The 13,290-nt window shown below is 29.9% G+C and carries 12 protein-coding genes; all 12 read right to left on the reverse strand.

The features are described from left to right. Positions 1–26: 26 nt before the first annotated feature. Positions 27–413: a hypothetical protein gene (locus tag ACYEKI_RS08865; RefSeq protein ID WP_459210829.1), complete on the reverse strand. Its 387-nt coding sequence runs from the start codon at positions 411–413 to the stop codon at positions 27–29. Between the two features lie 52 nt (positions 414–465). Continuing rightward, on the reverse strand, positions 466–1,032 hold the full coding sequence (locus ACYEKI_RS08870) for a hypothetical protein (protein WP_459210830.1): 567 nt from the start codon (positions 1,030–1,032) through the stop codon (positions 466–468). Between the two features lie 192 nt (positions 1,033–1,224). Beyond that, on the reverse strand, positions 1,225–1,968 hold the full coding sequence (locus ACYEKI_RS08875; protein WP_459210831.1) for a LytR/AlgR family response regulator transcription factor: 744 nt from the start codon (positions 1,966–1,968) through the stop codon (positions 1,225–1,227). Further along, positions 1,965–4,160, reverse strand: a complete 2,196-nt coding sequence (locus ACYEKI_RS08880; RefSeq protein ID WP_459210832.1) for a tetratricopeptide repeat-containing sensor histidine kinase — start codon at positions 4,158–4,160, stop codon at positions 1,965–1,967. The genes ACYEKI_RS08875 and ACYEKI_RS08880 overlap by 4 nt, the downstream gene beginning before the upstream one ends. Positions 4,161–4,399: 239 nt before the next feature. Further along, positions 4,400–4,963 (reverse strand): hypothetical protein, encoded by a 564-nt coding sequence (locus ACYEKI_RS08885; protein ID WP_459210833.1) that lies wholly within the window; start codon positions 4,961–4,963, stop codon positions 4,400–4,402. A gap of 150 nt (positions 4,964–5,113) precedes the next feature. After that, positions 5,114–7,309: a glycosyltransferase gene (locus tag ACYEKI_RS08890; RefSeq protein ID WP_459210834.1), complete on the reverse strand. Its 2,196-nt coding sequence runs from the start codon at positions 7,307–7,309 to the stop codon at positions 5,114–5,116. 11 nt (positions 7,310–7,320) lie between these two features. Then, positions 7,321–7,929 carry a tail fiber protein gene (locus tag ACYEKI_RS08895; RefSeq protein WP_459210835.1) on the reverse strand — a complete coding sequence of 203 codons (609 nt, stop codon included), beginning with the start codon at positions 7,927–7,929 and terminating at the stop codon, positions 7,321–7,323. Continuing rightward, positions 7,922–10,801, reverse strand: coding sequence for a hypothetical protein (locus ACYEKI_RS08900; protein WP_459210836.1), 2,880 nt, complete (start codon positions 10,799–10,801; stop codon positions 7,922–7,924). Before ACYEKI_RS08900 ends, ACYEKI_RS08895 begins: the two co-directional genes overlap by 8 nt. Before the next feature lie 23 nt (positions 10,802–10,824). Then, entirely contained in the window at positions 10,825–11,490 is a 666-nt protein-coding gene (locus ACYEKI_RS08905; protein WP_459210837.1) for an NUDIX domain-containing protein, read from the reverse strand. Between the two features lie 16 nt (positions 11,491–11,506). After that, positions 11,507–12,103 (reverse strand): hypothetical protein, encoded by a 597-nt coding sequence (locus ACYEKI_RS08910; protein ID WP_459210838.1) that lies wholly within the window; start codon positions 12,101–12,103, stop codon positions 11,507–11,509. Positions 12,104–12,134: 31 nt separating this feature from the next. Beyond that, the gene (locus ACYEKI_RS08915; protein WP_459210839.1) at positions 12,135–12,587 is read right to left on the reverse strand and encodes a hypothetical protein; all 453 of its coding nucleotides are present in this window, start codon (positions 12,585–12,587) and stop codon (positions 12,135–12,137) included. A 76-nt stretch (positions 12,588–12,663) separates the two neighbouring features. After that, positions 12,664–13,284, reverse strand: a complete 621-nt coding sequence (locus ACYEKI_RS08920) for a hypothetical protein (RefSeq protein WP_459210840.1) — start codon at positions 13,282–13,284, stop codon at positions 12,664–12,666. Positions 13,285–13,290 lie beyond the last annotated feature (6 nt).

The following is a 13,290-nucleotide window of genomic DNA, read 5'->3' on the forward strand; positions in this document are numbered from 1 at the left end:
TTGTAATCGAATTATTCTGGCTAGTTTTACATTGTGAGTTGCTTAATCTCTTGTGTTAAATCTTCAAATGCTTTGTTTTGTGATGGTGCTAATACGATATCTCTAATTTTTCCTGTAACTATTTCAAGAACGTTTTGATATTTTTTTTGGCTTTTACCAAAATACGCATTCATAATAGCACTAGGTATAATATGATTAACTTTTACCTTATTTGCTTCTGTAAAGAACAATTTCACTCCGTGCATCCCACTTTTCTTTAAGATAATACACTGTTCCATTTGTCCATTAGCATCTATTCTCATTTCCCACTTATCATAATCCTTGGTACATGTTAAAGAAGATTTTTCTCTTAACTTTTCGTATAACTTATCTAGAGAATTATACTCATTATTAACTGTTATTATACTTTCCATAATTCACTTACTTTTATATTATTTTACCACTACTAATTAATATCCATATGTATTAATAATCAAAGCGTAATAGTTCTCCATTTAAAGCATAATCAAAACTAAATGTTGTCCCTCCATTTTCAGGCTTTAACATGATTGAATATTCTGTTTTTGACATTTCTCCATTTTTAGGAAACTTGATAAACGCCATATGTAATTTTGGATTCTTAATTCCTTTTTCCTCTTCTAATTGTTTATTTGATTTTTCTACTAATGCACCAAGTTTAGACAGGTTGATTTTTTCGTTTAATTGAAACATAAAATCGGCTGCTTTATTCCCTTCGGGTACTTCTAAAGAAACTTCTGCAGTTTGATTCCAAGTGCTTTGGGTTAGATTCCATTCACCCATTTTTAATGATTCTGGGTTTTCTGTTGCAGTTACACTTATTATATTTCCTATTGCATCATTGTAACTTATAACTAGGTTTGTATAATATGCTTGATCTCCAAACTTACTTTTAAGTTCTTTTTCTATGATTCCAAAACCATCTGCATTGGCAGGTTGTTTGTCTGTAGTCCCTCCACAAGACACTAATACTGTTAATACTACCATTAGTAGTGTAACGTTTAATACTTTCATCTAATTTTCATTTTTTAATTAACGCTATAGTCAAGCTTTATATATCTGCTTAACTCCTTGATAAAAGTATGAGGTAGAAGACTCTAGTGAAATAGCAAATTCATTTCTGATGCTTAAGAATACATAAACGTTTAAGTTCATAAAACATCCGTATAAACTAAAAAAGAGTAGTAATCATTTTGAACTGTTAATTCAATTGATTGTAGTATTTGTATTTAAAAAAGTAGTTAGAAAAGCATCTTTTTTACGTGAAGAGACTGGGATTTTTTTCCCATTTCTTAAATAGATAACTCCAGATTTGTCATATTTATCAATAAACTTGAGGTTAACCATAAATGATTGATGTGGCCTTGTAAAATTAGCGTTAGAAAGTCGTTCTTCAAATTCTTTTAATGTCTTTGAGGCTACGTATTTTTTACCATTACTACAATAAAAAGAGGTATATCCTTTATCGGATTCACAAAACATTAATTCTTCTAGATCTATTACCTGAAAACTATCATGTAGTGATAATATTAATTTTGAATCTTTTTTTTGCCATAATTGCTTTACTGTATCTAATTGTTTCTTTTGTTCTATTATTGGTTTTTGAACAACTTTCTGTATAGCTATCTGTAATTCTTCTATATCAACAGGTTTAAGAAGATAATCTACTGCTCCTTTTTTTATGGCTTGTAGTGCATATTCTTCATAGGCGGTAATAAAAATTATTTTGAAGTTAAGCTCTTCTGTTTGTCCTAAAAAATCAAAAGCAGTACCATCTGTAAGATTAATATCCAAAAACACCAACTCTGGCTTACAAGCATTTGCTACTACAACTGCTTCTTTTACTGACTCACATTCTCCTATAACCTGAATATCTGATGCTATTAACTCTAATAGATTAAGTAATCCTTTACGTATATATGCCTTATCTTCTATAACTAATGTCTTCATGATATTACTTCATTTTTATAAGGAATGATCAAAGTAACTATTGTCCCTTTTTCGTTATACTTTCTTCTATCTTCGATCAGCAAAGCTCCTTTTACTTTAAAATCTTTTGATAATATTTTTAATCGCTCAACAGTAATCGTTGTTGCCATCGATTTTTTCACTTTATTTTTATTTTCTTTTTGAGCATTAATTCCCTTACCATTATCTTTTATAGTACAAATTAATTCTTCGTTAATAAACTTAAGATGGATGTCTATTTTTTTATCTTCTTTTTGATTTTCAAAGCCATGTTCAATAGCATTTTCCACAAATGGCTGGATAAGCATTGGTGGAATTTTAAATACCGTACTATCTATATTTTGGTCAACCAAAATGGTCTGTGTAATAGGATGTTCTGTTTCTATATTTTGAAGCGCTAAATAATTTTCTACAGCCATCAATTCTTGATTAAGTGGCACAATCTTATCTCTAGAGTTTTCTAATGTGATTCGTAGTAATTTTGAGAATTTGGATAGATAAAAAACAGCTTTCTTTTGTTCTTTATTCAAAATCATTCCTTGTAGAACAGAAAGTGCATTAAAAATAAAATGCGGTGTCATTTGAGATCTTAAAAGCTTTTGCTCTATCAATATGTTTTGATTAGTAGTTTTTATATTTCTCAGTTTCAAAGAAAATATAACTACTCCTAACACTAATATAATCAATAAAAAAGCGATAATTCCTAATAGTAAATTACGTTGTGATTGTTCAAGGTTCTTATATATTGTTTTTACTTCTTGTGTGAGTTTTAATTCTCGTTTATTAGCTGAATCTAACTCTTGCTTATATTTATATTCGTATTCTAACTCTGCGATTTTCTTTATATTTTCTTTATTAAAAATACTGTCATCTAATTTCTTAAATTGTCGATGACTAGAAAATGCTTTTTCGTAATCGCCAAGGTTATCATATATTTTTGAAAGCAATTCTTGTGCATTTCTTTGATACTTTATAGCTCCTAAATCATTCGAAATCTCAATACTTTTTAAAACTGTTATAAGTGCCTTTTTATATTTTTTCTGATTAAAATAAATATTTGCTATTCCTAGATAAGAACTGCTTATCCCTAACTTATTATTACTTTTAATAAAAATTTCTTTTGCTTTTTCATAACTCTTTAATCCATTTGAGTATTGATGAAGCAAGACATAAAGTTCCCCTTGATTATGTAGACATAACGCTATTTGTTCATTACTATTGATTTCTTCTCCTATCTGTAATCCTTCTTCAATATATTTAAGTGCTACTTTATATTCTTTTTTATTCTTATAAACTAACCCAATATTATTTAATGTTTTGGCTATCTTCCTTTTATTACCATTTTTTCTGTCAAACACCAGTGATTTTCTAAAACTTGTAATGGCATTATCATAATTTTCTTGATTCAAGTAGACTAATCCTATATTATTTAAAGCACTCGACATTCCCATTGCATCTCCTTGTTTTTCTTTAAGAAAGAAGGCTTTATTTAAACTCTCCAGAGCAATTGGATAGTTACCTTGATCTATGTATATATTACTTACATTAAGATAGTAACTAGCGAGTCCGATCTCATCATTATTCGCTTTATATTTTGCTAATGCTTTTTCATAATAAAACAATGCATTTTCATGTTCACTCATTTGAACATAAGCACTACCTATATTCATTAGCCCTTTTATAATATCTTTTTCAAGGATCATTGTATTATCTATTGATAATGCTTTTTTATAATAGGTAATAGCTAACTCAAAATCACCCTGATAAAAATGAGTTATCCCCATACCATTATAGCAACTAAAAATACCATTTTTATCATCTATTACTTTATAGATGTCTATTGCTTCATTTAGGTATTGTAGTGATAGTTCAAATTCTGATTTAATTCCAGCAACTATACTTTTGATATATAAACTTCTTGCTTTGCCTTTTTTATAATCAATAATTCCTGCAAGATCCAGAGATTCATCAGTATACTCACTGGTTTTGGTTATATTTCTTCTGTAATATAAGTATGCTAATTCATTAAGGAGATTTACTCTGGTAGTATCTTTTATTTTATGTATTGAAAGTTTATTTTCTAAGCTATCAATAATCGTTTTTTGGGACAACATTGTTATCGTACATAACAATAAAACGGATAAAGAGAGTATATTTTTACTGAAGAAATTCATAGACTAACCCACTTAGTTATAGTAGTACCGAATAGTTTAGCTAAAACTACTAATTTTTAAGTTAGCTCAATATAAACTTGTATAATTTATTGTTAAAAATATACGGTTATGTTACATCAATTTTCAACTTAAATGATTTTAGTTATAAATATCATTATGGTTTAACTTTATTCTTATTTCACAAAAAAACGGAATCTTTATTTTTAAAGATCCCGTTTTAATTATTTCACGATATATTTTTATTCAACATCATATACATAATTGAAAGTCCCCTCTGTAATTCTAAAGTTAATAGGATCATTTTCAGATCCACCATCAATTGTATTAAATTCAAATGTTCCTCTAATCTTCTTTGTTTCTAAATCTATAAAATCAATTGATATAAATCCAGATACTGTATTTTCACTTACAGGTTCTCCCAATACATCATTAGAATTATCAATCAAATCAATATGTGTTGTAACTGCATTAGTATCTAAATCTACAGGATATACTCCTACTTCCAAATCATTTCTATTAATCCAAATATCAATTTCTGGTGTCCCAAACACACCTCCAAATCGTCCTTGTAACATTATATACTGATCATTAGGATAATATGAATAAATACTACTTGTAGCTTCATTAGTCCCAAAAGGATTATTCATTTGATGCAAAACTCCATTAATTTTAGCAGTCATAGCATACTCAGTAACATCTTCATTTATATTTTCATTAACATTATCGTCATCTGAATTTGAGCAACTTAAACTTGTTAAGATTAATAATAAAATAAATACTGAATTAATTTTTTTAACTTTCATTGTTCAATTTATTTGATTGTTATTAGAATTTAAAGTAATAATTCAACAGTTATCATACTGCTGAAATTAGATTTGCAAATCTAAAAGTTCTTATGAGAAATACAATATTAATTAATGCTCTTTAAAAAAGAATGTCTATGATAAATCATTTTACTTTTCTACATTTTCAGGAATAGGTGGAGAATTCGTTAACCTTCTTAATACTTCATCTGAAATATCACCAGCCTCTACTATTTCCCATCTAGCATCATTTGTCATTTTGGGACTGGTATTTTTATCATGAATTTGACCTATATAGCCATCTTTAATCGTATTTGCTTGTATCTTTTTTATCCTATCTGCCCAAACAAAAGCATTATCCTCCCCGCAATGTAGTTTAGGAAAAGGATTGGATTTCCATAATTCTTTGGTATAACATAACGTTGCACCATACACCCATGGTTTATGATTATCTGGGTAATTATACCTCCATAGTTTTGTGTTATACTTCTCATAAAATAATGGTTTATTTAATCCGGTTACTTCCAAATCATTTGCTCTAAGGAAAGTCACTTGTTTTTCAACCCATTGAGGAGCATAGTAATCATCATCATCGAAATGAATTATATAATCTCCATTACTCATTTTACACGCCATATTTCTTTTACTTCCTATATCCAATTTATTATGTAAATACGCATATTTAATCAAAGGATGATCGGGAATTAGATGTTCTATAGCAACTTCACTATCATCAATGATTATTAATTCTTTATTGGGATAACTTTGATTCAGAAACTGATCTATTGCATTTTCAATAAATTCTGCTCTATTATAGGTAGGCATAATACAACTCACCAACGGATATTCTTTAATTTGATGTTCTATGTTTGGTGACTCTATTTTATAATTATCTTCAAACGCTAGACGTTGTTTCTTTTGTAATGCGATTAGCGAATTTGTATGTTTTATTACACTATAAACACCTTGATGTATTAACTCTTTTACAAAAGACATAACTCCTGGATATCCTATACAATAATCATGAAAAAGTATCGTAGTATCTTCTTTAAAATTCTTTTCAAAATGAAAAAAGTCACGTGCTACATTTGCATAATCATGTAATCCGTCAATTAATATAAAATCTATTTTATTATCAAAATCTGTCAAATGAGAAGTTCCTTTTATTATTTCAACCTGATCTAATACTTGTAATTGCTTAAGATTAGTTTTAAATTTCTCATAACTTGGTGCGTATTGACGAATCATAACATCTTCTGCTCCTAATTTCCCTGTAAAATCATCTATAGCAAAAATCTTGGATTGATTATTAACGTGTTTAGTTACTGATGCCAGAACAGCAGTTGCTTTACCACAATAACTACCTATTTCTACAAAAACAGCATTTTTTACATTTTTTGCTTTTTGAAAAGCTAGTGATGTCAACAATCCCACCTCATCATCGTATAGCCATCCTTCTATCATTGCTATTTTAGGACGAAGCGTTTCTACAAATTCTAAAACTTGTTTTGAGAATTCTTCTATATAATTATTAAAATGTGTTTTAATTGTATTTCTATTTTTATCCCTTATAGCTCTAGATACTGGATGTATCCAAAATGCTTTTTTATGTTCTAATGCATCTTGAATATCTTTTGTTTCATAAAAAGTTTTGTATTGAACATAATCATAGTTACATGGGTTTTCTACAATTGAGAATCCCAAAGCAACAGTCAATGTCGGTAATATGATTTCTTCACTTGCCCAAATTTTTGTCTCTTTTAGAATTTCTTGTAATGCCTTATTAGTTCTAAAAAGCTTTACCAATGCTTCTGAAGCTGTATATGTAAATACTGTAGAAGGCCAAAAAGTCCAATACAAAAAAGCATCTTTACCATTAGGCAATTGATCCAAAAAAGGTTGCCATAATGCTTTTTCTTGATAAGCAGTTATCACAGGATCTATGGTTGTGGTACTATCAATTTTGGTCGCAACTTGGCCTAACATTCCTAAATTAGGATGCTTATAAAACGTCTCTGTAATATAACCCGAATAATTTCTCCCACATGCCAATTGATCAGAATCTACTACAGTGATCGTATCAAACTCTAGATTATTAATAGCATATTCCATACAATCAATAGCAAAATCATGTAGCCATCCCCATTTTAAAGGTTTTGGATTAGGATGAATTACAACTCCATATTTTTCGAAAGGAAAAGAAGTTAGTAAATCAGTTCTAGTTCCCCCATTATATAATAAAATGGTTGATTGAGGATCTAAATATTTTAGGTTTCTAATTAAATCTACTATGCAATCTTGGTTTTCGTGAACCAAACACATGAACACATTTTTTATAGGTTTCATCTTTCTTTAGACTATACTTGGGGGAAGTGATTAAACTTTGGTAACTTATACGTATACTTTATTAAGTAATTTACAAAAACATTTACAGGTCTTGTTTCATATTGACTTACGTTTATAGCTGATTTATCAGTTTCACTGGTAGGCGGACCAGTATAAGCTTCAGTATTTACTGTTGCTGTTCCTTCAGCACTTTCTCCAGGAGCAGGAGTACCTGTTGGTTTGGTATATACATGTTGATGTTTTTGTAAAGCATCTTTTTGTGTTGACCCTACTCCATCTTCTTTTCCACCTGGTGCTTTAGTTCTATCTTCTATGCTCGCTTTATCTGTACCGATACCTCTTAGAAATTGTCCTCTTAAATCTGGTAGATTAAATTCTAAATCTTTTCCTGATCCCGAACTTCCATATAGATCTCCTAAAGCGCTATATAACTCTGGGTATTCACTAGCTTTTAAAGAAGATCCATCACAAAGCATCCAACCAAAAGCTTCTATAGGTGCTGTAGTATGCGTACTTGTATCTCCTTTTGATTGTTGATAGCTTGCTACATCTCCTACAAAAGCTGTTACAGCACCTACAGGTAAAACCACATCCATTAATGAAAAATTAGGATCATTCATGTATTTTAATTTTTAAAGTTTTTCTGTCTTGTAATATTTGCATACATGTAGGAATCACTACTTCCCATTCATCTACTATTTTAGGTAAAAGAGGGGTGTCAAAAAACGTTTTTTTAATCTCGTAAACAATAGACTGTTGATCTGGATATACCGAGTTTTCTGTATCATCAAAGCAAGGTGTTAGGTTACCCTTTGAAGACCAAACTATTCCTGTATTCAAAAAATATAAAAACCCTTGATTAAATTCAGGATTAACAGGTATGATCACACTAGCAGAACTAGCTTTAAGAAAGGCTGAGAAAAAATCTTGTGATACCGAAGAAACAGTAAAAATACCATTGTGATTATCATACTCATCAAAAAATGTATACGACATCTCATCCCATTCTAAAGCATTATTGATGTATTGTATAACTTCTTGTTGATTATATGCTATTGAAGCATCTTTATTAGCATTGATAAGACTTAAAGGAAGTCCTTTTTGTGCTACTGCATTTTCAAGCAATTGTTGTCTAATGTCTTTTTCTAATTCTCGCTTTACAATAGCACGTTCAGTTAATGGGTTAATCGTTTCTTTATTATCATTTGATGATCCTATACTGGCATTATATGCTGTTTCTTTTTTAACATAAGCTTCATGCAATAGTTGATATAGTGCTATTTGCCAAGTTAAAATAGTTGTTGCCAAAGGAACACATGCTATCTGTACTCCCATTTGAAAATCGATTTCGGCATTAGGTGGCGACATTTGAATACTAGGATTGGCTACAGCGCTAATCGCTATTTTATCTTGTTCGTTATCCAAAGTATCAAATTCTTTTGTACCTATAATTGCTGTTTCTTGTTTTAATGTAAACGTATGTTGCCCTATAAAGCCACTTACAATAGCTTTTGTCTCTCCAGATCCAAAAGCATATTCTAATGTTGCCGAAGAAGCAAAATACTTATCTGGTAAGGAGATCAGTTTACTTTGTGATAAAGTAATCACATCTGATACAACTATCGTTTCTTGAGGATATAACGGAAACTTCTTTAATTGATAATATTGCGTAAGTGATAAGTAATTATCTTTTGTTATATCTTGATAGTTATTGATTTTAAAATCTTCAAGTGATTTTGGTTCTTCTATATTAACTCCACTTAAGGTTTTTGTTTGCGCTATATAAGCTTTTGCTGGATATGGAATACTAAAATTAAAAAGCATACGGTTTCCATAGTTGATTACTTTGGTTTCATATACTTTATTCAACCAAGAGTACATTCCATATACTGCTTCTTTACTATCACTATTATTAATTACACTAACCGAAGTATCTTCAGCTTCTTTTAAAGCTGTATGAATCCGTACTCTATTTACTTTTTCTGATACTTTTTGCGTTGCTTTACTCAGTACCTTTTTGGCAAAAGAAGCTACTTGTTTCTTTTCTGGTGTCTGTGTCGTTTTTGCTTTCGTGTAAACGCCTTTTATTGTAATATTTGTAGGGGGGCCATAACTCGAAACTAACCCTGGATCTGGATAGTTTGTTGTTTCTGTTGTTTCTGCAATAGCATTCCACAGTTCTTCATTAAAATCATTAGTATTCTCACTATCTACAGTAAACGATTCTTCTTGCGAACTATGATTTACAATGTCTTTGTCTATAACTCGATCAAGCTTTCTATTTACTAATTTTCTTTTTTCACCAGGCATAATGCTAGTAACACTTGCCAATTCTCCTAATTCATATCGTTTTAACTTATACTTTACTAATTGTAAATCTCCAATAGCATAGGGCCATATTCCTTTAGGGTTTTCTATTGGTGGGGATGCAGTATATGGTGGTAACGGAAATATATTTTTATCTAAAACAATTGTTGCTTTAAAAAGTGATTTCAATACTGCTTCATCTAGCTTTTCTATTTCTTTATTAAAAACAAACTCTAGAAGATTACAAAGTGTTAGTACTTCTATAATTGCTATTAAATTATCATTGTCATATCCCATTTCGATAACCAAAGCATCATAGGATTCCCATAAACGTTCTTTATTTCCTAAATAGGTATTTGTCTTAAGGTAATTAGAAAAATCAGTAACATCTGTTTTAAAAAAGATGCAGGTTTGAGATACTATTAATGTTAAGCTCTTTTCTTTATTTAAATACTCATAATACGATTTAAAATCACCTATATATCCTTCTAATTCATTTACGTTGGATACATATTGCGATTGATATGGAGGGGTACCTTCTATAAAAGATACGGCTTCGGATTGCATTCCTTGACGATCTTGTGCTTTATTAAGCTTATATAATTGAGTAATAAAAAAGTATATGGGAGGGCTTGTATTAAATGGCGTATAGTAAAAAAAGTTTGTTAGCTTTTCTGAAATAGGGATTTTAGGCCAACCAGATACATATATATAAGGAAATAAATCACTATAAGCATCTGCACTAATATTCGATTCTACAGGAGTTATAGGCTCTTTATCCTGAATTTTGATGATTTCTACCTCATCTGGAACAGGAATTATAGGAGCAAAACTAATTAAAAACCCTTCGGTATGCCATACATAGTTAACTTTCCCTTTCTTATAATAATATAGGTTTGCAAAAATCCCTAAGGAATCTCTAGAATGAAAATTACTAAATTTCTTTATTTCTAAAGTACCTTTAATAGTTATCTCATTCTGGAAGGTATATGTTAGAATACTTGGACTAGCAATAAAAACATTAGGTGGTATATAAATATCTACTTCTCTTTTCTTCCAATATATTTTGGTAGAAATTTGAAACTCTACCTCCGTCGTATAATTGGGAATCTCAAAATAAATAACCAAATTATCATTAGCTTCATCAAAAAATTGATCTTCCCATATTTTTACTTCTACTTCCATTGTGTTTAAATGCTAATCTAAGACTATGATATATTTTTATCTAGTATATCATTTGCCAAATACATAATCATATCATAATACCAATCTGTAGCTTGATTATCCTTTAACCTTCTTATTTCGTTAATTTCTCTATCTATCAACCATAACTCTGAAAAACCTAGCTCATCATCCAGAGGACAAAACGGATATCCTTCAAAAATCTCATTATAGCTTCTTATTTCATTATAATGTATATCTCTTCTAGCTTGATTGGCTTGATCAAAATTGGTGTTAGTGATGATATTTTGTATCTGTCTTAGGTTATTTGTAGTAAATTCGAGATATAATGTATAATAGTTATTTTCTACAGTATGTAAAAGGCTTAATAAAATATTATATTGAGCAGTATCAATAGTTACAGAACTTAATGTTACTAAGGATTGTGGTTGATTAACTGGTGTGTATCCAAATGTAATACTATTACCACATTCTTCTCTAAACTCTCTTAAACATCCTTTAAAAGGTTCTTCTCCCGTATCTAATTTCCCTCCTGGAAATGCATATAAACCACCTCCATTAGTTATTGTTATACCATCTGGCGGGTAAATTGTCCCTGATTGATTACTACTGTGAAAGAAAAATGCTTTTTCTCTTTTTTCAAAAATTATAAAATATCCTTCTTGAGAATATAAAACGACATAACACTGCATACTATTTTTATTAAGATTACCATTTATTTATGCTTCCAATTTGTATTTTGTTTCCTTCTTTTTTATTCTCAACCAGCTGTATATAAACCGATTTTAACCCTATAAAATCAAAGCTTAACACTTCTTTTAGCTTCGTATTTATATCATGATTACTATCTTTGTTCTTTACTCCTATCTTGATAATACTTTCAATTTGTAGATTAATATGTCCATCATCCACTTGATGTTCTTCTACCATCATTTTTCCTCTGTAAAGTTGTACCGTCTTAAACCCTGTTCCTTTTAATTGTTTAAAATCAAGAATCAAATCGCCACAGCGATACTTTTGTTGCATGACTATAGTCCCTTCTTTAGAAACAAAGAAAAATTTGCGATGCTTTACACAGCATGATTGTAGTTGATATGGTGATGTTATTACTCCTGACGTTTTTATTAACCGAAAACTTAAATCCCAATAGAGTCTAAACTTTTGAGACCAATTGTATTGACATTGTTCTATCATTATACAATGCCTTGTATTATTTCTTAATTTCGTGATTGCTTCTTGATAAAAAACAATTTGTTGATGTGTTCCAGTAGTAGATAAATTCGTAAAATAAAAATCTGTAAACATGAGTTAAAAGCCTATTGTCTAAATACACATATTAGTACCCTCCTTGTTCGTAGGTTTCACTAAACTTTAGAATAAAACCTAACTCTTCTCTTGTTCTGTTTTCTTCTCCATATCTAAACTGAATTCTTAAATAAATTCCTGTAGTTGTTACTTCTAATTTTAATTTACCCAAACCTGTTAAATATACATCCGTAATAGTAAAATCTGAATTAGGTTGTGGCGGAGATATATGTGTATTCTCTGGAATCGGAATATCATACCAAGTTCCTGTGCGACTAAGTGTGACTATACTTGCTACTCCTTTAGGATCTTTTGTATAATCTGTAACTGTGACATCTACAGAAACTAAGTTTTGTGTAGTAGGAGGACTCGTAGGGGCTGAATAATTTCCTATCCCTTCAATTTTAACTCCATTATACGGTACTCTATCATTGTTTTGTTGTTTCCAATCTCCAGAATACCAAATATTATCGTTATTGTTCATCTTGATTTTTTTTTGTTATAGTTTGACAAAGAGACATGAGATCATCATGTCTCTTTACTTAAAACCTATCCAACAATTATTGATTAATGTTTTCTAGAGTAAAATTGAATGGTGAAGAATTTACACCTGGTCCTCCTCCTGTCATTACGATATCTGCACTTGTAATTCCGAATAAGTTAATCTCAGAATTAATTTGCGAAATGATAGCCGAATTCATCACATCTCCTTCTTCTATTTGAGAAACAACACCGATATAGATTTTAGGTTGAAACTCAAATACAGCTTTTTGTCCTGGAGCCAATCCTGTTTTGGCTGCTAATAACTTTCCATCTCTATAGCAATTTGCATTTATAGCTCCATTAGCAAGATTATTTCGTACTTCTACTTCGTTTGAGCTTGTTGCTGGTGTTGAAGAAATTTGAAGGATATCACCCGAATTATCTTTGATCATATCAAAAGCTTCTCCGTTTGTAGCTGTTAATTGTGGCGTATAGTTTCCATAAGAATCACTAGCTGATACATCAAAATTTAATGGGTAGTTAAACGGATGGTTATCTAGTCTTCCACAATTTTGGATTACTTTCCATGCAATAGCGATTTCTCCGAAATCCTCTGCTACATTTTGTTGAAAAATCACAACACTACTATTATTCGTGTCTGCTGATTTGTTAATGAAATTTAATTTTATTTTGTCCATGATTTT

The sequence above is a fragment of the Aquimarina rhabdastrellae genome, assembly GCA_947387485.1.
In the GTDB taxonomy this organism is placed as follows: Bacteria; Bacteroidota; Bacteroidia; order Flavobacteriales; family Flavobacteriaceae; genus Aquimarina.

Excerpts from the sequence above, each read along its gene's own strand:
- ACYEKI_RS08870 (WP_459210830.1), bottom strand. The coding sequence starts at position 1,032 with ATGAAAGTATTAAACGTTACACTACTAATGGTAGTATTAACAGTATTA.
- ACYEKI_RS08915 (WP_459210839.1), bottom strand. The coding sequence starts at position 12,587 with ATGAACAATAACGATAATATTTGGTATTCTGGAGATTGGAAACAACAA.
- ACYEKI_RS08890 (WP_459210834.1), bottom strand. The coding sequence starts at position 7,309 with ATGAAACCTATAAAAAATGTGTTCATGTGTTTGGTTCACGAAAACCAA.
- ACYEKI_RS08905 (WP_459210837.1), bottom strand. The coding sequence starts at position 11,490 with ATGCAGTGTTATGTCGTTTTATATTCTCAAGAAGGATATTTTATAATT.
- ACYEKI_RS08910 (WP_459210838.1), bottom strand. The coding sequence starts at position 12,103 with ATGTTTACAGATTTTTATTTTACGAATTTATCTACTACTGGAACACAT.
- ACYEKI_RS08880 (WP_459210832.1), bottom strand. The coding sequence starts at position 4,160 with ATGAATTTCTTCAGTAAAAATATACTCTCTTTATCCGTTTTATTGTTA.
- ACYEKI_RS08875 (WP_459210831.1), bottom strand. The coding sequence starts at position 1,968 with ATGAAGACATTAGTTATAGAAGATAAGGCATATATACGTAAAGGATTA.
- ACYEKI_RS08920 (WP_459210840.1), bottom strand. The coding sequence starts at position 13,284 with ATGGACAAAATAAAATTAAATTTCATTAACAAATCAGCAGACACGAAT.
- ACYEKI_RS08885 (WP_459210833.1), bottom strand. The coding sequence starts at position 4,963 with ATGAAAGTTAAAAAAATTAATTCAGTATTTATTTTATTATTAATCTTA.
- ACYEKI_RS08900 (WP_459210836.1), bottom strand. The coding sequence starts at position 10,801 with ATGGAAGTAGAAGTAAAAATATGGGAAGATCAATTTTTTGATGAAGCT.
- ACYEKI_RS08895 (WP_459210835.1), bottom strand. The coding sequence starts at position 7,929 with ATGAATGATCCTAATTTTTCATTAATGGATGTGGTTTTACCTGTAGGT.
- ACYEKI_RS08865 (WP_459210829.1), bottom strand. The coding sequence starts at position 413 with ATGGAAAGTATAATAACAGTTAATAATGAGTATAATTCTCTAGATAAG.